This is a genomic window from Thermodesulfobacteriota bacterium, assembly GCA_035559815.1.
Lineage (GTDB): Bacteria > Desulfobacterota_D > UBA1144 > Nemesobacterales > CSP1-2 > DATMAT01.
The window spans coordinates 26965-46060 of sequence record DATMAT010000077.1; the positions used below are offsets into that span (position 1 = coordinate 26965).

20 protein-coding genes and 1 tRNA gene are annotated in these 19096 nt (G+C 45.9%); 11 read left to right on the forward strand and 10 right to left on the reverse strand.

Annotated features, from left to right (window positions below):
- Positions 1-251 precede the first annotated feature (251 nt).
- Positions 252-674 carry a hypothetical protein gene (locus VNN20_17465; protein ID HWP93976.1) on the forward strand — a complete coding sequence of 141 codons (423 nt, stop codon included), beginning with the start codon at positions 252-254 and terminating at the stop codon, positions 672-674.
- On the forward strand, positions 671-1726 hold the full coding sequence (locus tag VNN20_17470) for an OmpA family protein (protein ID HWP93977.1): 1056 nt from the start codon (positions 671-673) through the stop codon (positions 1724-1726). Before VNN20_17465 ends, VNN20_17470 begins: the two co-directional genes overlap by 4 nt.
- Positions 1727-2193: 467 nt before the next feature.
- Here the strand turns inward: VNN20_17470 and VNN20_17475 are convergent, their stop codons facing one another.
- From VNN20_17475 to VNN20_17520, 10 genes are all read right to left on the reverse strand, one after another.
- Positions 2194-2583 (reverse strand): FxLYD domain-containing protein, encoded by a 390-nt coding sequence (locus tag VNN20_17475; protein HWP93978.1) that lies wholly within the window; start codon positions 2581-2583, stop codon positions 2194-2196.
- Positions 2580-3341, reverse strand: a complete 762-nt coding sequence (locus tag VNN20_17480; GenBank protein HWP93979.1) for a hypothetical protein — start codon at positions 3339-3341, stop codon at positions 2580-2582. Before VNN20_17480 ends, VNN20_17475 begins: the two co-directional genes overlap by 4 nt.
- Positions 3332-3745 (reverse strand): helix-turn-helix transcriptional regulator, encoded by a 414-nt coding sequence (locus VNN20_17485; GenBank protein ID HWP93980.1) that lies wholly within the window; start codon positions 3743-3745, stop codon positions 3332-3334. The genes VNN20_17480 and VNN20_17485 overlap by 10 nt, the downstream gene beginning before the upstream one ends.
- Positions 3746-4279: 534 nt before the next feature.
- Complete coding sequence (locus tag VNN20_17490; GenBank protein ID HWP93981.1) at positions 4280-4627, reverse strand: PilZ domain-containing protein; 348 nt, start codon at positions 4625-4627, stop codon at positions 4280-4282.
- A gap of 56 nt (positions 4628-4683) precedes the next feature.
- Positions 4684-5130, reverse strand: coding sequence for a hypothetical protein (locus tag VNN20_17495; GenBank protein ID HWP93982.1), 447 nt, complete (start codon positions 5128-5130; stop codon positions 4684-4686).
- 289 nt (positions 5131-5419) lie between these two features.
- A tRNA-Phe gene (locus VNN20_17500) sits at positions 5420-5492 on the reverse strand.
- Positions 5493-5756: 264 nt separating this feature from the next.
- A complete protein-coding gene (locus VNN20_17505) occupies positions 5757-7106 on the reverse strand; it encodes an outer membrane beta-barrel protein (GenBank protein ID HWP93983.1) in 1350 nt (449 codons plus the stop codon).
- A gap of 124 nt (positions 7107-7230) precedes the next feature.
- Complete coding sequence (gene amt, locus VNN20_17510) at positions 7231-8619, reverse strand: ammonium transporter (GenBank protein HWP93984.1); 1389 nt, start codon at positions 8617-8619, stop codon at positions 7231-7233.
- 669 nt (positions 8620-9288) lie between these two features.
- Positions 9289-9486: a hypothetical protein gene (locus VNN20_17515; protein HWP93985.1), complete on the reverse strand. Its 198-nt coding sequence runs from the start codon at positions 9484-9486 to the stop codon at positions 9289-9291.
- A gap of 85 nt (positions 9487-9571) precedes the next feature.
- Complete coding sequence (locus VNN20_17520; GenBank protein HWP93986.1) at positions 9572-10927, reverse strand: MFS transporter; 1356 nt, start codon at positions 10925-10927, stop codon at positions 9572-9574.
- Between the two features lie 191 nt (positions 10928-11118).
- Here VNN20_17520 and miaB point away from each other — a divergent pair, with 191 nt between their 5' ends.
- The 9 genes from miaB (at position 11119) to VNN20_17565 (ending at position 19045) form a co-directional block, all read left to right on the forward strand.
- Positions 11119-12423 (forward strand): tRNA (N6-isopentenyl adenosine(37)-C2)-methylthiotransferase MiaB, encoded by a 1305-nt coding sequence (miaB, locus tag VNN20_17525; GenBank protein HWP93987.1) that lies wholly within the window; start codon positions 11119-11121, stop codon positions 12421-12423.
- Between the two features lie 12 nt (positions 12424-12435).
- A complete protein-coding gene (locus tag VNN20_17530; GenBank protein HWP93988.1) occupies positions 12436-12912 on the forward strand; it encodes a bifunctional nuclease family protein in 477 nt (158 codons plus the stop codon).
- A 217-nt stretch (positions 12913-13129) separates the two neighbouring features.
- On the forward strand, positions 13130-13789 hold the full coding sequence (locus tag VNN20_17535; GenBank protein ID HWP93989.1) for a PspA/IM30 family protein: 660 nt from the start codon (positions 13130-13132) through the stop codon (positions 13787-13789).
- Positions 13790-13791: 2 nt separating this feature from the next.
- Positions 13792-15174: a VWA domain-containing protein gene (locus tag VNN20_17540; protein ID HWP93990.1), complete on the forward strand. Its 1383-nt coding sequence runs from the start codon at positions 13792-13794 to the stop codon at positions 15172-15174.
- 239 nt (positions 15175-15413) lie between these two features.
- Positions 15414-16052 carry a hypothetical protein gene (locus VNN20_17545; protein ID HWP93991.1) on the forward strand — a complete coding sequence of 213 codons (639 nt, stop codon included), beginning with the start codon at positions 15414-15416 and terminating at the stop codon, positions 16050-16052.
- A gap of 176 nt (positions 16053-16228) precedes the next feature.
- On the forward strand, positions 16229-16681 hold the full coding sequence (locus VNN20_17550; protein ID HWP93992.1) for a hypothetical protein: 453 nt from the start codon (positions 16229-16231) through the stop codon (positions 16679-16681).
- A 119-nt stretch (positions 16682-16800) separates the two neighbouring features.
- Positions 16801-17313 carry an NADAR family protein gene (locus tag VNN20_17555; GenBank protein HWP93993.1) on the forward strand — a complete coding sequence of 171 codons (513 nt, stop codon included), beginning with the start codon at positions 16801-16803 and terminating at the stop codon, positions 17311-17313.
- Positions 17314-17773: 460 nt separating this feature from the next.
- Entirely contained in the window at positions 17774-18004 is a 231-nt protein-coding gene (locus tag VNN20_17560) for a TraR/DksA C4-type zinc finger protein (protein HWP93994.1), read from the forward strand.
- 324 nt (positions 18005-18328) lie between these two features.
- On the forward strand, positions 18329-19045 hold the full coding sequence (locus VNN20_17565; GenBank protein ID HWP93995.1) for a hypothetical protein: 717 nt from the start codon (positions 18329-18331) through the stop codon (positions 19043-19045).
- Positions 19046-19096 lie beyond the last annotated feature (51 nt).

Here is a 19096-nt window from a genome sequence, read left to right on the forward strand (position 1 = left end):
TTTTACAATAAAGCTATCATATAACTTACGAATCATCCATTGGAACCTACTCATATGCCTTTTGTTGTGATTAGACCGGTCCTTGTCAAACTTTAATTAGACCCGGATATAAAAATGTAACTTGTAATGCTCAATTTGTTCAGGTACTTTCCCAATAATAAAACGGAAAACATAAACGAAAGTTTTTAATATCATGGCTACCGATGATATATGAAGCTCTTCTTTATATTTAACCCTTTCTGGTCAAACAAATGAAGAACCTTATCTTCATTTTCCCCGTGCTATTTCTTATGGTATTAGCGTTTTCCTCCCCGGCGCAAGAAGATGATTATGACAGCGCTTTAGCCCGACTGGAAGAACTGGAAAATAGGCTTATCAATATTAAAAACGATGGTGCTGATATTCCTGACGAGGAATTGGATAAGGCTTCAGAATGGATAGAGACAGCCAGGGGGGCTTTAAGTCAGGACGGCCTGGACCCTATGAGCAGTCTGATGATGGAAAAAGCATCTTGCCAGGTTGATTACTTGAACGCTCTTCTTGAAGAATCAAAGAGCAAGAAAAAGGTAGACGAGATTGAAGAGTTGATCCAGAAAATAAGAAGCCAGACCGAAGAGATAAAGACTACGAACCTAAAGGTTAAAGAGGAGATCAATAATTTAGAACAGAAATGAAAAGTCTTATGATTCTGGTGCTTTCACTCACTATGGCCTGCGCTTCTAGGGCGTTTCCTCCCAATGAGGAGATGGCCATTAGCTACGCTCTTATAGAGGATGCCAGAATAATGGGTGGTGAAACCTATGCCCCGGAACTGATGAAAGAGGCAAAATCTTTCTACGAGAAAGCGGAAATGGAACTAGCGGCGGGGAACGGGGATAGAGCTGAGGAACTCCGTCAGATTTCAGAAATCAGGGCAAAGACGGTCATTTCTATGGGAAGAAAAAGGCTGTATGAGGAGGAGGTAAAAAAATTACGTTCCGAGTTGATAGAGGCAAATTCGACAAAGAAAGCACATGAGAATGAACTGAGGGAGAATGTACTGAAGTTAGAGCAAATCAAGGATCGTTTAGCTCTTTCCCGTGATTTGATGTACTCAAAAGCACTAGACACACTGGAAAGGGCAGGACAAAAAATTGAAGCCGCAAAGAGCGTGTCGGCGGAGTATTTTAGCCCACAGCTACTGAGCCAAGCGAGCGAGACCTATAAGGCTGCAGAAGAAAGTTTAAACCTAGGCCAGGAAGAAAGATCGATTGAAATGGCGGAGAAGGCTATCGCCCTTGCCGGGAAGGCTTTTGATGAATCTAAAATCAAATACGACCTGGGAGACGAGATAAGAAGGAAAATATCCTCAATTTACGGTGCGAAAGCGGAAATAATAAAAGGGGGAGTCAAAGTTGTTTTCCCTGAGCTCTTCGCTCCCTCCGGAACCATCATACTCTTTGACTTTTACCCATCGCTTGACGCCTTGGCCACCGTCTTGGCCGAATATCCCGGCCTCCCGGTTGATGTAGTCGGTTATACGAATGACCTCAAATCGGAAGGTGATAATGTTAAGTTATCACAGGAAAGGGCTGATGCAGTCAAAGGCTATCTGATTTCTAGAGGGCTGCCTTCGGAAAGGCTCAAAGCAGTTGGGCTTGGTGTCGATAAAGCTATAGGAAGCAGTGGGGCTGTTGATCGCCGTGTAGAGCTTATTATAGGGCTGGCAGGCTCGGATAATATTTAAGTTATCGCTGATACTGCTATCCAAAATAATTAGAAACCAAACCGTTCACTCTCGTAAAACAAGGCTTTTAGACAGATATAAACACTCTTTAAAATCAGGTTGCCCTCTTTATGTTTGTTACGTAAATGCTGTCCAAAGCATATAAGTTCAAATGACATATGAAATTCTTGGTAATACCGGCTTCTAGAAATGGGATTGCTTCGGTCGTGGAATTTATTCCTTCCCCGATTAAATCGGGGACCAGCTCAGGACAGGCTCTGAGCTGCCGAAGGACTCCCTCGCAATGACCGAAGGGGGACGTTGTTTCTCACTAAACACCGCCTTCCTTCCAGGTCATTGCGTTCCGGTTCCCGGAATTTCATAACTACCTCCGATCCCCGCGTAGCAATCTCTTATTTTAGATAGGTTTGAACGCTGATAATTTTTAAAGATTTAAGTATATTAGGGAGTGCCGTTAAAAAACGGCTTCATGACGAAGGCGGCAAATCGGATTCTGATTCATCATAATAGATCTCTACGTCTTTTGAAGCCACACTTTGAGGGTCCGATTTTACGGTAATGCTGAAAAAGGCCCTTTCCGATGGGTAAAGTAAACGGTTAGGATCATCGCCTAAGACGGATGTAGAAGTCGCTTCTATAACCTTTCCATCCTCGTCTCGGAGCATCATAACTACGTAGACAGACCTAACCGGCGTATCTCCAGAATTGACCACTACGCCGTTGAACTCAAGAAAACCCTCTCTGTTTATGCTTTCAAGTACAGGTCCGTCTAGGGTTACAGACCCGTCTACCTCCGGCCCGGCGCAAGCCCCGAGGAAAAGCATCAGTACTGTAACAAGGATAAAAAGCTTTTTCATTTCTTTCTTTTCTCAACCAGTTCCGAGATGGAAATAACCTTTTTATTGCTATCTGCCGTCTGTTTTTTAGTCGGTTCTGTGTCTATTTCGTGGTCTTGGATTATGTCTCCAAGAACCTTATGCATGATCTTCAGGGCACCGATGGAATGTTCCTTGAGGTATCCTTTCTCGAATACTACTTCTTTCTTCCTCCTCATGAGTATATATAAGATGAAAGCCTGGTTATTCAGGACTATTAGCATGGCCGCGTACAGGAGGAAATTATCGGCTACTACTTTTTTGGCTATTGCTTTCGTGTCCGAATCAATCTTGACGATCCCAAAAGGTTCTCCACTTTGGTCCTGAACGGTAAAGGGAACGGAGACGGAGATCACACCGTTTTGTCTTTTTACGGCGTATCCTCCCTCGGGATAAAAATCCTGCATAAAATAGCCAGATGCCTTTCCGGCTTCCACGTCTCTTTTAAAAACAACGCTGAAAAACTTCGGTGCTATCTCAAAGGTGTTGAATAACTTTTTTCGGCCAAGCCTTTCATCCAAAAACATGAAGAATGCGTCGCTGGTTTTATCCTCGCTGACATTGGAGAAGAAATTACTGGCTTGGTCGCCTATCGTTTCGGCAATGGCTCTCGTTTTAGTTACCAGCTCGGTCTTTGCTTTATCGAACTGGAAAAGAAACACCAATCCAACAAGAGCAAAGATACATAGCTCTATTCCAAGAGCAGTAGCTATGGTTTGCAGCTTGTTCTCTAGGCGCATCTCATAAACTCTTCCAGTATTTCTTGGACTCCTTCGTTCTGTGAACGTCTGAGAAGCATGTAGATCATTCCCCCAAAATCACGCCTCAGGTCCTCGTCCAGGCTTCTATATAGCTTTATGAGCATTCTCTCTACCTCGGTCAGAACCTCGGTATCATCCTCGTAAATTCCTTCCCTTTCCATGAATCTTTTCAATCTTTCCTTTCTGGCAACATTCCATAACTCGTTCAAAGGTACTCCCAAGACATCCGCTATCTTTTGGCACCGGTCCATTGATGGGGCGTCGACTTTGCCCGTTTCGAGTTGATGCACAAATACGCTGGACACGCCCAGTGCCCGGGCCAAGTCTTCTTGGGTTATATTCTTTTGTTTCCTTCTATTCTTAAGGTAGTCGCCAAATCTCATTATTTTTACCTCCGGAAAGGCAGCATTTTACATCTATTGCCTGGAATTAGTTAATTAATTTTATACTAAATTTATGCGATATAGCAAGCATTTTCTTGTTTCTTGGATAAATTGGCGGAAGGATATAGCGGGGGGGGCGGGTCCCCAGCCCGATACCGGCTCATTGGACTAGGGAGATATGGCCCGAATGGCCATTATTATATGAGATATATCTCCATGAGGCCGGGAAGATAAGTAGAGATTTAACCCGTAAGCTATATTTTAAGCTATGAATCTTAAAGATCTCTTAATCGGGTTAATTCTGGTTATCATAATAGTCATGGGAATTATCCGGTTATTGGAGTCCCTAGACAGTAAACGGCAAAATAGCCCCTCTTATTTTCAAGAAACGGTTAGCCTACCGGAAAAAGTAAGAGACCGGACTGAAACGAGGGAAAGACAGATAAAAGAGAGAGAAGAACAATTAGATCAAGAGTGACTCCTCCGAATTTACCCTCTAACCCTGAATAGATTCAGATAATTATTAAATCTTTTCTACTTCATGGTGCTACCATCGTTATTTTTATAGAGCTTGGGAACGATCGAGAACTTGGTTCTTATCAGCTTGTCGATATTTTGTGAGAGCTTTATTCCCATTCTTGAATTGAAGGTATTTTTATCCCAGATTGACCATACCACAACGCCGTCTAATTTTGTGGCTTCATGGCCGATATATAAATCTATGCAAATCCTGCGGTTGGCTGGGAAGATAATCGGAGACTGGATGGCTAATCCATTCGAGGAGATGTTCAAGGTATGACCAGTAAAGTTGGCCCCTGATACTCCATGCAGTACCTTCAGTCTAGTCGGTATTCTTTCTGAGAGCCTTCGGTTATTCTGCATATGTGTGCTAATTTGTCGTTTCAATTAAGAGGCGCGGCTACGGTTTACAAAGTTGATTAAGCCGAATTCACCAGTCGAAGGTAAGTCATCTTATCAACTGCCGATTTTATCTTTTGCAAGTCTTCTCCGATGAAGTTTTGAAAATTTGTACCAGCTTGGTTTTTTCTCACAACCAGTATAACGGTGCATATTTGACGGGCCAGGCAGATCGGGTAGGCGATCATCTTGGCTATTGAATATTCCGTACCTTCCATGGTCAGGGAATTTAAATAGATAATATCAATTTCCTCCTGAAAGTCATTTAGAATAAGCGGGCTTTTGTTCATGACTACTTTGTCCCAAATTATGCCCTGGTAGATAAATGGCACAGTAAGCCCTTTAAGTTCGTCCGGATAAATAAATTCAAGCCGGTTGTCGTACTTCTTTGGCTTCAGTGCAAAAACACAGCCCTGTTCCAGGTCTAAAAGTCCGGTAAGCTCTCTATCCAGTTCTGTGAATTCCATTTTCCTTGTACAAATTCAATTAAAGAGCCTTTACCGGGGGCAAGACAATTGGACCTTTGAATAAATTTTTTGTGAAAAAAAAGTTTAATTTTTGTCCGTTATATTACCTTTGTCTTAAATCTTGGGTTACCTTCTTAAAATTATCGCTCAGTCTTTTAAAGGGTTATTAAAAGGATAAAACCAATGGTCGAATAATCCCATTAAGAAAAACAGGTTTGTATATTTAATTTACGAGAGAAAATCAAAAATTTACTGAGGACTAGCAGTGGTATTTGGAGAATTTAGGTTATGCCCGGAGACGGAATCGAACCGCCGACACGAGGATTTTCAGTCCTCTGCTCTACCGACTGAGCTATCCGGGCGTGTGAATGATTTCGAGGGATTACGAAACATATGGAATTGTATTACCTATTCTATCTATTTATTCCTGGCTGAGTAGAGCTTGAGTGTACCTAACCCTTTTCGGTCGTGCAAGTAGGAGATTGCTCTTTAAGGCTTGGTGGGGGCTTGGGTTATCTACATTATGGAAACAAAAGGGCAGGAGCAGCCGAGTCGGGAGTTGTATTACCTAAGCTGTCCTGCCCTTGCCCACAAAAGGAGATACGGAGAGATTTTTCCTTAGTTCGTTATAAATCTATCCAGTAAAGAAGCTGTCCGGTTATACCATATTGGTTTTCCTTTAGACCGCCATCGTCATCTACGAAAAACTCTTCATTAGAGTGATCCCACCTGAATTCCGCTCTAAACTCAAAATTATCCAGATATCTATTACCGGAAATAAGTCCCTTAAAGGGTTTTATCGCCAGTGTCGGGGTGATTTCAAATAGCTTTTGTTCTAGCCCTGTCCTGAAACCTTCCTGGTCGTCAAAATACTCGGCTCTCACCGCGAATCCTACTGCCGGGTGGAGGTCAACTATGGCGTATCCAGCAACGCCCCACCAGAATGCCTGGTCGTCGTCTAAGCCTAAATCCACGCTGGTGATGCCCCTCTGCCAGCCGAAGTCAACATCTGCTACCAACTTCAAAATGTCAAATAAGGTGACTGAACCAACGACGGTGACCAGGTTGCGCCAATCGTCGTATAGTAAAGCAGGGTCGTCGCTAGTCTCTTCGCCAAAATAACCTGTAACGGCAAGAGATATATTAGTAACGGAAGGTGCAATGTCTGGTAAGGCTAAAGCTATTTGTCCCTCGATGGTCTTGGCATCGTTCGTCTCTTCGGTTACGTCCCACCCGTTGTTCAGCCCGGCATAAAAGGTCAGAGGGCCGGCGGAATAGCTTGTTCTTATCCCGGTGTGGGTAAACGGTATAGCGAAACCGAACAGAATTGAACGGGTGATGTTGGGATTGTTCTTTGCCTCTATTACTTCATAACCGGCCAGCGTGACGAATCTTCCAGCTTGGATTCCGATACCGTTGCCCACTGGCGCTAAAACATGCAGGTAAAGTTGATAAGGGGCAACTACGTCATCTCCAAATCCGGTTGATGCCAGGTTGTCTGCCTGTTCGCCGAACAGTATATCGGCCCTAAAACCTATCAAGTCCCAAAAGCTCTCCTCCATAACCGGTGTCTTTGCCAGGGTGATGGTAAAAGCGTTGATGGCAAATTGGTTATCCTCGGTATAAAGAGACCTCAACTGTATGGGTTCATTCTCGGGATGGTTGAATACATATTGATAAGTCGTGTCCACAGAGAAGCCCAGGTCAATCCTCTTGAATATGTTATAAAGAGTCGAGAGTTCCTCGTCTTTTTTCTCTTCCTTAGTCATAAATTCCTCGACTTTCATTTTTTCTGTAGCTCGCTCGGCTTCAATCTGTTCGAGCTTTTGCCTAAGTTCCTGGTTTTCCCTCTGGTTCTGCTCTATCATCCTCTTGAGCTCGTCTATTTGCTCCTGCTGGGTCTTAGCCCATGAGCCTGTACTAACCAAGGGTAAAACCAAAACCCCTAAGAACAATGTTTTTAGAAGCTTTCTCATCACGTCAACTCCTCCTTTAATCTGTTTTTTGCACTTTTGTTTTAATCGTTCAATCGTTTAACTTCTTCTGCATTTATTTATTCTCATCAATGTGAACTTTATGTTTATGTGTTCCACCTGGGGATTAAGCCTTTTCTCCTTCATGTTGTAGGACGGCTTTTCCCACCGCTTCTGCTTGCATCTTCGATAGACCGGTGGTAAGTGCGCTTGCGGCTAGCTGGAAATCTGGGTAAGCGGTTTGGGCGTGTTCACCGATATCGAGGCCTTCCATTTCTTCTTCGGGAGAGACCCTGATACCCATGACCAGCTTTATCACATACCAGGCTATTAGTCCCACTCCCAGTGTGAAGGCTCCTACTGCCAGCACCCCTATCAACTGTGCCGTGAACAGCTTCGCCCCTCCCCCAAAGAGTAACCCGTCCCCGGTGGTGCCCGGCATTATCACGTCCTGTGCAAATAACCCCACTGCCAACGTCCCCCATACTCCGTTCACCAGATGCACGGTTAGTGCTCCCACCGGGTCGTCTATCTTTACCCGGTCAAAGAAGAGCACCCCCATAACAGCCAATACCCCGGCAACAAGGCCGATTATCACCGAACTCCCCACACTGACAAAAGCGCAAGGAGCGGTTATGGCCACCAGCCCACAGAGACAGCCGTTCAATATCATGGTAAGGTCTGGTTTCTTCAGTAAAATCCAGGACACTATGGTGGCGCTGAACGCCGCAGCCGCAGCAGAACTGTTGGTGGTAACGGCGATCCTTCCGATGTCTGCCCATGCGGCAGCCATGGTGCTGCCAGGGTTAAACCCAAACCATCCGAACCACAACACGAATGCACCGATAGTGGCTGCGGTTAGACTGTGTCCAGGTATGGGATTGACAGTTCCATCCTTCTTGTATTTCCCGATTCTTGGCCCAAGGAGAATAACGCCGGCTAGTGCCGCCCATCCCCCCACGGAATGCACTACGGTAGAACCGGCAAAGTCCCACATCCCTAGCTTAGCTAACCAACCCCCTCCCCAAACCCAGTGCCCGGTTATGGGGTACATGATTGCGACAATTATGAAAGTAAAAACAATAAAAGATTTAAACTTGATTCTCTCTGCCACTGCTCCTGAGACGATAGTGGCGGCAGTACCGGCGAAGACTAGTTGGAAGAAGAACTTTGCCCAGAGGGGCACGCCGGTCCAAGCTATAGAGCTATAGACTCCTTGATAGGCGTCACCGGTGGCCGGGCTGTTGTCTGCCCCGCCGACAAAGAGAAGGCCTTTTAGTCCCAGGAAACTGTTCCCGTCGCCGAACATAAGACCCCAGCCCAGGATCCAGAAGGCCAGGGAAGAGATGGCGAAGACGATGAAGTTTTTAGACAGTATGTTGACGGTGTTCTTAGCCCGGCATAGGCCGGATTCGACCATGCCGAAGCCTAGGTTCATGAAGAAGACGAGGAAGGCGGTAGCCAGGACCCACACTGTGTCGATGGCTATCTTGTTGTAAGCGATGGCATCGGCCATCTCCTGGGTGAAGAGAACTTCCTCTGCCCCACCCTCCTGCGCTACCGCACGCACTCCAAATAAAAGGAAGATGGTGAGGAAAAGAAGCAGGGCGATCAATAGGTTTGTCGATTTTTTTGTACCGAAGTTTAGGCACCTCATTTAACTTGCACCTCCTTTAAGAGGGAATTTGGGGGATGAGATGGCAAAAGGTGTGCCAAGGAGAGTAACGGGGTGATAATTTCTTGGTTTTGCCTGATATTAGTCGGGTTTTATGATCTATTTGCTAAGTGTTATGGATAAGGCGATGATTGAAATGATTGGTGTTTTGCCTACTAATTAAGCACGCAAGACCGATTTTAAGGCACTTATATTATATGCTTGTTAGCCTTGGGAAAGGTTGAGCTAATCTGTAATATTGAATACATTGACGTAGAAAGCATGGCACTGACGTGCTTAGGAATTTGCTTTACGTAATAGTCTCATGAATAAAGTCTTTCCTCTGGTGGGGTTGAGTCAGAGCATCCGAGGTAATTTTACCGATTCCTATAATTGCACATCTTTAAATTTTAGAGAATTAATCTGGCTATCCAACTTTGAAGTTTTCTAAAACGCCATTTCGCTGCTTTCTGAAATTCATAAGGATGGGAAAGATTATATTGTAGCAATTTCTATTAATTTGTAATAAATCTATTCCTCCCCCAAGATCGCTTTTCTTACCGCTTCTGCCCTTTTTCCGGACATGGGGATCATAGGATATCCTGTCGTAGAAAATCCGCTCGAAGCCAGTCTAAAATCAGGGTGGGCACTGAGTCCGTTATCCCTGATATCGAGTCTTTCCATTTCCTCTTCGGACGAATAAAAGACCTTTTGGTCCCGGGAAGCCATTCCGCCGCTAGCTTGAATGTTATCTGAAAGGGGATGTTTGCTTCCTCTGCGTGAAATATCCCTACTGTTATTTTTTCAAAAACTCCTATTCCGCTTGTAGCTCTTTACCTTTTGTTTCCGGAAAAGTTAGGACTACGGCAGCCGCGGCAACGGCGAATACGGAGACGGTGATAAGAGAAAGCCCGTAGCCGTATATACTGGCGACAAAGCCTACTAACGGAGGAGCCACTGCTGAAACACCCCTTCCAAAGTTGTAACAGAACCCTTGAGCGGTTCCCCTGGCCCGTGTCGGAAATATCTCGGCGAAAAGAGCACCGAAGCCGGAGTAAAAGCCGGTGCCGAAGAAACCGACGAGCGGTCCCAATATCAGAACCATAGTCAGGGTTTTTGCGTGGCCAAAGAAGTAAACCAATACCGCCATGGCTAGGAGATAGGCAACAAAAACGGGTCTTCTACCCAGGCGGTCGCTTATCCATCCAAAGGTATTACATCCGATAAAAGCCCCGATGTTTATGGGAATGATCCAGGCAAAGCCCTTCGGGCCCAACCCCACCCCGCCTTCCTCAACCGGCCTGGAAAGAAACTGTGGGACCCAAAAATAAAGGCCCCAATACGCAATCATGCAAAGGCTGGTGAGGAGTGCTGCACGTATGGTGTATGTAAGTAAGTCTCCTTTGAATATTTGACTCAGGGTAAAGCTCTGTCCTTCCTCTCCCAGTTTGCCCTGTCTTCTCATCTCCGAGGTTTTTTTCCAAATTTCTGGTTCATCAAGGTGTCTTCTGATATAGAAAACCAAGAAAGCGGGCAGAATCCCCATGAAGAAAAGTATTCGCCAACCAAGGTCAATTCCGTCAAAACTCAGCGAGCCGAATGGGGTAGGGAGAGTATATGTAACTCCCTGTTTGAAAAAGGGTATTATCAGGGTGGCCAGGCACGCCGCCAATATGTAGCCGATTGCCCAGCCGCTTTGTACCATACCTATTACCTTACCCCGGTGTTGCCGTGGCCAGGCCTCGGCTACAAGAACCTCTCCGGATGCCCATTCCCCTCCCATGCCCAGGCCCAGGATCAAACGGCAAACCAGTAGAAAAGCTACGTTGGGAGAAAAGGCGCTAAGCCCGGTGAAGAGAGAATACAACAAGATGGTATAAGTCAGAGCGCGGACCCTTCCGACGTAATCAGCCACTACTCCGAATAGTGCTCCACCAAAAGCCGAGGAGAAAAGTGTTACCGAGAAAAGCGTGCCTACCTGAGCCGGGGAGAGGTCGAATACTGCTGCTATACTGCTCACGGCGAATGCGAACAGGAGGAGGTCCATAGCATCCAGGGTCCATCCTAGTAATGCCGCTATGAAAGCCTTCCATTGATACTCGTTTATATCTTTGTACCAGCTAAATACTCCCGGCCTGGCCGTAGTTGCATCCACGGTCTCATTGCTCATGTTTTCCTCCTAACCGATTCTGCCCGGCTGAATGTAGGCTCTAGCCTACTAAATTTCCATAAATGTGTCAACACAATTTAACTGACTAAGACCGCTACCACATTCGATTAAATTCTACTGTCTGCAGGTGGGTTTTTCCATTCTTTTTTCCTTGACTTACCCCTGTCAAAGCGTTACATTGTTAATTAAATATGAAGAAGTATTTGTATCTAGAAACATACGGTTGCCAGATGAACGAATACGACTCCGACCGGATCAGAGAAACTCTGGGCATGGAAACCACGGATGATCCCCGGAAGGCCGACGTGGTGATAATTAACACTTGCGCTATCAGAGAGAAAGCAGACCAAAAGGCCCTCAGCAGTTTGGGAAGGTTCAAACACTTAAAGTCTAAGAATCCTGACCTGATAGTGGGTGTCACCGGGTGTGTAGCTCAACTGTATGGAGAAAAACTTCTCGACAAGATACCTCATCTCGATTTTGTACTAGGGCCTAGAGCCATTCCCAAGCTATCTGAGGTGGTTCATAAGGTCGAGAGCGAGAATGGGAGGCACGTTGAAACCGCATTGGACATAGAAGAGGTTTTTGACGTTGAACCTTATCATGAAGAAGGTAAGGTCACCGCGTTCGTCTCGATACAGCAGGGCTGCAATAAGAGGTGTACTTACTGTATAGTCCCATACGTAAGAGGGGAAGAAATCAACAGACCAGCCCAGGATATTCTCAGGGAAACAAGAAGCCTGGTGCAAAAAGGGGCAAAGGAAGTCACCCTTATCGGACAGACCGTAAATTCTTGGAAAATGGACGGCTACAAGTTTGGAGACCTTTTGAGGATGGTTGCCGAGGTAGAAGGTTTACTTCGGGTTCGTTTTACCACCTCTTATCCTCGTGACGTTACTAAAAAGATGATTGAGGCTATAAAGGAAGTGGAGAAGATATGTCATCATATCCATCTCCCGGTTCAATCGGGCTCTAACCGGGTCTTGGCAAACATGAAAAGGACTTACACAAGAGAATGGTACGAAGACACTGTGAACAGGCTTAGGGATGCTGTCCCGGATATAGCTATATCCACGGATATAATCGTAGGATTTCCGGGAGAGACAGAGGAAGATTTTGACGACACTATGAAATTACTAGAAGAGGTTCGGTTCGATGGTGTCTTTTCTTTCAAATTTTCACCCCGTCCGGGTACGCCGGCAGCAGACTTGCCCGGTGCTATTCCTGACGACGTAGCCGGCAGGAGGCTATCCCAATTACTAGAGTTTCAGAGGGAGATCACCTCCGCTAAAAACCGAGGCAGGATCGGGCAGGTTGAAGAGGTGTTAGTAGAGGGTGAAAGCAAGAATGACCCGGAGTGCCTTTCTGGCCGAACGACCCACAACCGTATCGTAAATTTTCTTGGAACCAAGGATTACAAGGGTAAAATAGTAAAGGTAAAGATTACAGAGGGATTTACAAACTCCCTCCGGGGTGAGTTGGCGGAAAATCTTTAATGGAGGTGAAGCATGTTACTGGAAATGAAAGTGTCAGGTATTGCTTTAGACCCGTTCACTAATAGCCCGATCGTAATCCTGAAGGACCTCACCGGGGAAAAGGTGCTTCCAATCTGGATCGGTTTCATGGAAGCAAGCTCCATTGCCATGGAGCTAGAAAAAACTCCACGGGTTCGGCCGCTCACACATGACCTGGTCAAAAATCTGCTGGATAGCGTGAAATTCTCCGTGACCCGAATCGAGGTTACCGATTTAAGAAACGACACATTCTATGCCGAGATACACCTGAAGCGGGACGGCGAGGAACATATAATCGATTCCAGGCCGAGCGATGCAATAGCCATAGCCCTCCGAACTGGTTCTCCAATCTTTGTGAACGACCAGGTGCTGGAAAAATCGAAGAAGGTAGAGATTGACGAAGATAAGGATAAGCTATCCGACCTGCTCGACAAGATTCCTGCCGGCGACTTCGGGAAATACAAGATGTAGTTTGCCAGAAGCTGATGGTATATGTGGAACGGCCAATTCGGCTGTAAACATTACTGGATTGACTTAAACCAGCAATTATCTATCTTCACATTCATTCTTAATTTTCAACCTTAAACCTCACCCAGGTTATACCCAAAAATATTAAAAACCTTCCTTTTAAATCCTTTTCTGGTCTCATTCGTAATAAACCCTAAAAACCTAAATAGAGGATATTCAAATGGGCTTCGGGAAAAGAATAGGAGTTCTGCTTAAATCTCAGCTGAACCATTGGATAACAAGGGCGGAGGACCCGGAAAAGATAATCAATCAGGCAGTTGAGGAGATGGAGGAAGCACTGGAAAGTGCCAGAGCAAGGCATGCTGCACTCAAATTCAGGTCAAACGGACGAGAGCGTCTTCTTAAAAGAATTCGTGACCAGGTTTCCTACTGGCAGAAAAGTGCGGAGGAGTTTATCAAGAAGGATATGGAGGAAAATGCCCGGGATTCTCTCCGGAAAAGAAGAGACTTCGAAGAGGAAGAGAGAAAGCTAAATATCAGCCAGACAAGGGACGAGGAGAAGCTAAAAGAAATGGGAGATGCGCTCAAGGTGCTGGAAGACCGGGTTCAGATGGTGAAAGCAAAAAGGAACGTGCTTATCAAGGACATTAGGCTGAGAAGAGGCATGTCGGATAAGACAAAAGCAGTAGAGGCGGTTGACGAGGTTGGTTTTGAGGAGCCCTTCTCCATTATGCGGAAGATGGAGGAGAGGATAGAGGAAGAAGGCGAGCACACCTTCATAAGAGAGGAGAAGGAAGAGGAAGCTCGGGAGAGGGAAGAGAAGTTAATCAACGAAGAGATTGAAGCACTCAAAAGAAACATCAAGAAAGGGGGGAAGTAGAAATGAGATTAAAGAGTAATGCGCTGTTATTGGTTCTTATTCTGGGTTTATTTGCCCTTGTCATAGGGGGAAGATACTTGAAGGCTTTTCCCACCATACCACGGCCTATAGACTCAAACACGGGTACGGTTTCGTGGGACATCAAATCAAGCCATCCTTATGTCCACAGGGGTTCTAACGGAGAGGTTTTGGTGAACCTGCAAATCAAGGGTCAGGAAATCAGGGTGCCGGAAAGAGCACCGGTTAATCTGGTCTTGGTTATCGATAGAAGCGGCTCCATGAGCGAAGCAGGAAAAATAGAATACGCAAAGGAAGCGGCTAAAAGGATAATCTCTGGTCTCGGAAGCAGCGACAGAATAGGTATCGTTGCCTATTCCACCGAAGTGGAGTTGATTTATCGAATTCAGTTCTTGAAGGACAAACAAAGTGCGTTATCCGTAGTTGATTCCCTTTACCCGACCGATTCGACGAATCTATCCGGCGGTCTGACTAGCGGTATTGACCAGCTTAAATCGCTCGTGGGTGAAGGATTCGTTAACCGGGTGATTCTTCTTTCCGACGGTTTGGCCAACGTGGGGATAACCGATATAGGCGAGCTTAGCCGTATTGCCAGCAGTGCGGCGGAAAGAGGCGTTCATATAACCACCATGGGGCTGGGCTTGAATTATGACGAGAACCTGATGATGAACATCGCCGAGCACGGAGCCGGAAACTACTACTTCATCGAGTCTCCGACCCAGCTTACCCGGATATTCGAGAAGGAGTTCGGTCAAATACTGGCGACCGTGGCTAAAGACTCGGTTATTTACCTTTCCCTTGCTCCCGGTGTGCAGATAAACAGTATCTATGGATATACTCACGCCATCAAAGACGGCAAAGTTCAGATTAGGCTGGGCGATGTCTTCGGCGGCCAAGAACGGAACATTTTAGTGAAGTTGAATGCACCGACAAATGACCTTGGACTGCACCCACTTTTAACCGCCTCCCTGGAGTTTAGTGAAATCACTGGAGACGGAAAGTCGGTTAGCCTGCAGAAAGAGCTAAACTATGAAGTCACCGAGGACATGAATAAGGTGGCCTCTAACGAAAACAAAGAGGTTTCAGCGAGAGGCGTATCGGTAGATGCCGCATACCAGATGTACCAGGCTACTACATTCTATGAGAGTGGAGATTATGATAGCGCAGTCGACAATATTAAAAAGGCCTTGGGAAGAATATCCGTGCTTAATAGCTCTGCTCAAAGGACTGAAGCTACGGTGAAGCAAGAGGAAGAGCTTCGTAAGGCTATGGAAGATATGTCGGTAGCGGCGCCTGCTCCGGCTTCCGACCCGGGAAAGAAGTTAATAAAAGATTACAAGGCAAAGGCTAGAGAGCAGCAGAAGTAGATTTTTGTAGGGGCACGCTGCGGCGTGCCCTAAATATAGGCGGGTTTTGTAATCCCGCTTGACATACGAAAGCAAACAATCCGCTCATTCTGAGCCTAGGTCCCCCGGTTAAACCGGGGGAAGGATGAAGTTAAGTTTCATAAAGTGTATAAGGCACTTAAGCTGCCCTTCGACCCTTCAGCAAGTTCAGGGCAGGCTGGGCTCAGGGCGAACGAGGTCACTAAGCGGAGAAGCCAATCATGAATAACAAACTAAAATCCATGTTAATACCTTTAATAATTTGTGGTTTCTGGGGAACGTTTATTTACCTTCTCGGAACTTTTATATTTGATCAATCCCAGATTGCATCTTTTTTATTCTATTCGATCCTTTTTGGCGGAATTACTTCAATAGTTTCCGTGACTTTGGAGTTGAGAATACCGTTCATAAGAGCCTTGGTTGTAGGACTGCTCTCCGGGTTTATTTATCAGGTCTTATCGCCCATCTTCCCCTTTTTATCCTCGGTGCTTGCCGGGGTAAGCCTGGGAGGTGGTTTGATAGCCGATGAGGGTAAGTGGGGAGATTTTTTTAATAGAATTTTTTCTACTATAAAAGGTGTTTTCGTCTTACCCTTTTTTATCTATACTGGCGGCCTTATCACAGGTATTTCCAGTGGCATTTTTGATTCTGATTTCTTTCTCTGGTTTTTCTGGGGAGCATGGATAGGCTTGGGAGTTTGCCTTATCACTATTTCCATATTTAGCACAGACGATACGGAGGAAGACTTTAAAACGCTCTCTGAGTTGGATGAGTTCAAATCCGAGGTTCGGCAAATCCTTAGGGAGTTAGACCAGATGGAATCAAGGTTTGGCTGTGGAACTCAGGGCAATGACATTTAATTAGGCGAGTTGTTAAAAATTTAAGAAGTCAGCATTTTAGCAGTATAAAATAACATGGTGGCCAAATCTTACAAAAAATTGTAGGGGCGACTTGTGATCGCCCATTGCTTGTTCAGGGCGAATACAAACCTGTAGCGAGCCTGTCGATCTGATTAGCCCCTACTCGAAAAATTAACATGAGGCGAATTATTAAAATCTCCATAGGCTCGATTTCAGCGGCTTTTGTTTTTCTCGTTATAGCCGCTTTGGTATTTCTTCTCTACCTAAACCCTTTTTCGGCGGATAGCCCATTTACGGGAGAGGCCAGAGAGAACTGCGATTTGTTGGATAATCCTGAACAGGTATTGGTTATTAGTCCTGCGAGCAGGGTCGAGGTTTACAAGAGGAAAGGGAATGACTCAGCGCCGACGGTGCTATTACGAGACGGGGATAACAAGATCAAATGGTGTGTCTATGCCACTGCCAATTCGCTCTCCGAGGTTCATGATATCAAATTTCGCCGATATGGACCATGGTTTCTTTTTGGTACTCGGGTGGAAGGCATAGTGCAGTGGACATACGGCTACGAGTGGACCGGATGGTACTTAGGCCCTTTTGGAGGTTTAAGAAAGTATTACTATGATTGGTGAATAATGACTTGGAAAGTAGCGGTGTTCGCCCTTCAACTGGGCTCAGGACGAACGGCCAGAAGCAAAACAATACTTTACAAAAGAGTAAAAACGCACATGAGGTAACGAGGCTTAACATCATGAAAGTGGGAGAATCAAGAATCATCGCATTCACCAAGGTCAGGCTGCCCTATGGTTGGCTGGGGAACATGTCTCCCTATCCCGTTGAATACGAAGGAAAAACATACCGTACTACCGAAGCCTTGTTTCAGGCACTCCGGTTTCAAGAATATCCTGAAATCATGGAAGAAATTCGGGCTCAGAAATCGCCTATGTCAGCCAAAATGGTTGCCAAGAAGCACCGTCATCTTCTTAACCGAATCAGCGAGTGGGACGAAGCAAGCGACGACATCGAGAGAATGAGGCTATGTTTAAAGCTAAAACTGGAACAGCATCCGGAGCTTAAGCAGATGTTGATTGATACCGGCGATGCCCTGATTATTGAGGACTGCACGGCTCGCCCGGGAGGCTCTGCCAAATTTTGGGGCGCTGTTTTGGAAAATGGGGAATGGGTGGGGAGAAATGTACTAGGCACTTTGTGGATGGAGCTTCGAGAAGAGCTGAAAAAGCTGAATCCAGGAGAAAAAGGCTAGAAGCTATCTTCAAGAATCTCTCAACTTCTCCTACTTAAACCTAGATGCTTCGTTGCACTCAGCATGACATGCCATTCTTGAGATGACTTTTAATTTACCAATCGGAATTGAATTATGATTTACCGTATCATATGCAGCGCAATAGGCATTCCTGGGCGCATTCCATCTCGCATTTTGGGTGCTTTTATGGCCGGGGTGGATGGCTTTAATCTGAAACAACTCGATATCGCCGACCAACGTGCCCGATTTTATTTTACGGAGAAGGGCTGGCGTAGGATCGGGCGTTTTGTTGCTGTCAATGCACGCAGGGATGGCCGTGTGGTGCGGGTGATTCGCCGTAGAGCTCGTGCCGGAAGTCCCGTCTACTATTTCGCCCAGGCAATGTGTAAACTAAATCGCTAGTCTTCCTGGAATTGCCCGATATAGGCATCTTACTGTATCGTAGGAAGGAGGAAATTGAATGATTATGGGAACGAGGTTTTGCCAGAGGTGTGATGTAGAGATTCCCGCTGCCCGGCTGGAGGCTCTGCCGGATACGATGCTGTGTGTCCAGTGCAGCGAGGAGGTTGGCGGGGATTTCGAAGTTACGGTCATCCCGGAAAATATCGGTAAAAGCGGGAGCTTGAAGAAGAACTACGGTTCCTGGACGGTAAAGAAAAGGAGGAGGCGGATCAAGCCTAAAGACAAGTAGGCGGGGTCATATTACCAGTGCCTTCGTCGGCTCATATATTTGTCTGAGTGAAAGCTGGATGATATATCAGGAGAATTAAGCATGAATGATGAAAAAGATGCAGTCATAACCCTCGAAGGTGAAGACGGGAATTCATACCCTGCAAGCTCCTTGACATATTTGAATTTGAAGACACCGAGTATGCCTTGCTTTTGCCCATGGACAAAGATAGTTTGGTGGTTGTACGTCTTGTTCAAAGGAATAACCAGACAATCTTCCAGACAATAGAGAGTGATGATGAATATAACCGCGTTGTTGCTTATCTTGAGGAGATGGCGAGGAGAGATGAAAGACCTTATTAATAAGAGGAAAAAGCAGATGGGTGAGAAGCACGATAACCTCGAAGACCTGATTAAGATTTCACCTCCAATTTGGCCGGGTAAGAAATTGGAAATACAACCGGGAGACCTGAGCTTATTTGCCCCTATGGGCATGGGATTTCAAGGTCCGTTTCCAATACGTCCTTGGGATGACCCTTTATCCACGTTATCCGGATTGCCCTCCGGTTATTACAGTTATCATTCCCACACAAACCACCCATTCCACGGCGCTCCTATAACTGAGCCGGCAGGAGGGGTGATTTATTTCGATGACGGACCGAGCGAATCAGAGGTGCAGGTTTTCCTCCGCTTACTCGGAGTTTATCACCATCTCAAGGACTATGCTGTTTTTATTGGACATGCGGTCAATCCAGTTGAAGAGCGTTACCTGACCCAGCTCAGAATCGTAAGTCGCTTTGCGCTTGCGAATGTGTTCCGCGCCGAAACTGACAAAGATTCGGAGTCTCTACTTGCCCAGAATATCAGCATTGGCGAGCTTGTTTGGAAGTTTATCGAGAATCAACAGAAGACGTGGGGAACAGGTATGAGTCAGGAGCTGAGCGGGGTGATGGGCGGAGACGGAGACTGGGCGAAGGAGAGTCTTTGTTTTGGGTTTATGGTGGAGAATCAGTATCACGGAATATACCGCATCTGGAGCCGGGCCTGGCTGGTTACGAAATAGTCTGGAAACCAGTGCGGCAGATTTTAGACACTGCTTTTAAAGCATGAAGAA

What these genes read in the sequence shown, in the direction of transcription:
- VNN20_17465 (HWP93976.1), top strand. Translation starts at nt 252, where the DNA reads ATGAAGAACCTTATCTTCATTTTCCCCGTGCTATTTCTTATGGTATTA.
- VNN20_17470 (HWP93977.1), top strand. Translation starts at nt 671, where the DNA reads ATGAAAAGTCTTATGATTCTGGTGCTTTCACTCACTATGGCCTGCGCT.
- VNN20_17475 (HWP93978.1), bottom strand. Translation starts at nt 2,583, where the DNA reads ATGAAAAAGCTTTTTATCCTTGTTACAGTACTGATGCTTTTCCTCGGG.
- VNN20_17480 (HWP93979.1), bottom strand. Translation starts at nt 3,341, where the DNA reads ATGCGCCTAGAGAACAAGCTGCAAACCATAGCTACTGCTCTTGGAATA.
- VNN20_17485 (HWP93980.1), bottom strand. Translation starts at nt 3,745, where the DNA reads ATGAGATTTGGCGACTACCTTAAGAATAGAAGGAAACAAAAGAATATA.
- VNN20_17490 (HWP93981.1), bottom strand. Translation starts at nt 4,627, where the DNA reads ATGCAGAATAACCGAAGGCTCTCAGAAAGAATACCGACTAGACTGAAG.
- VNN20_17495 (HWP93982.1), bottom strand. Translation starts at nt 5,130, where the DNA reads ATGGAATTCACAGAACTGGATAGAGAGCTTACCGGACTTTTAGACCTG.
- VNN20_17505 (HWP93983.1), bottom strand. Translation starts at nt 7,106, where the DNA reads ATGAGAAAGCTTCTAAAAACATTGTTCTTAGGGGTTTTGGTTTTACCC.
- amt (HWP93984.1), bottom strand. Translation starts at nt 8,619, where the DNA reads ATGGCCGATGCCATCGCTTACAACAAGATAGCCATCGACACAGTGTGG.
- VNN20_17515 (HWP93985.1), bottom strand. Translation starts at nt 9,486, where the DNA reads ATGGCTTCCCGGGACCAAAAGGTCTTTTATTCGTCCGAAGAGGAAATG.
- VNN20_17520 (HWP93986.1), bottom strand. Translation starts at nt 10,927, where the DNA reads ATGAGCAATGAGACCGTGGATGCAACTACGGCCAGGCCGGGAGTATTT.
- miaB (HWP93987.1), top strand. Translation starts at nt 11,119, where the DNA reads ATGAAGAAGTATTTGTATCTAGAAACATACGGTTGCCAGATGAACGAA.
- VNN20_17530 (HWP93988.1), top strand. Translation starts at nt 12,436, where the DNA reads ATGTTACTGGAAATGAAAGTGTCAGGTATTGCTTTAGACCCGTTCACT.
- VNN20_17535 (HWP93989.1), top strand. Translation starts at nt 13,130, where the DNA reads ATGGGCTTCGGGAAAAGAATAGGAGTTCTGCTTAAATCTCAGCTGAAC.
- VNN20_17540 (HWP93990.1), top strand. Translation starts at nt 13,792, where the DNA reads ATGAGATTAAAGAGTAATGCGCTGTTATTGGTTCTTATTCTGGGTTTA.
- VNN20_17545 (HWP93991.1), top strand. Translation starts at nt 15,414, where the DNA reads ATGAATAACAAACTAAAATCCATGTTAATACCTTTAATAATTTGTGGT.
- VNN20_17550 (HWP93992.1), top strand. Translation starts at nt 16,229, where the DNA reads ATGAGGCGAATTATTAAAATCTCCATAGGCTCGATTTCAGCGGCTTTT.
- VNN20_17555 (HWP93993.1), top strand. Translation starts at nt 16,801, where the DNA reads ATGAAAGTGGGAGAATCAAGAATCATCGCATTCACCAAGGTCAGGCTG.
- VNN20_17560 (HWP93994.1), top strand. Translation starts at nt 17,774, where the DNA reads ATGATTATGGGAACGAGGTTTTGCCAGAGGTGTGATGTAGAGATTCCC.
- VNN20_17565 (HWP93995.1), top strand. Translation starts at nt 18,329, where the DNA reads ATGAAAGACCTTATTAATAAGAGGAAAAAGCAGATGGGTGAGAAGCAC.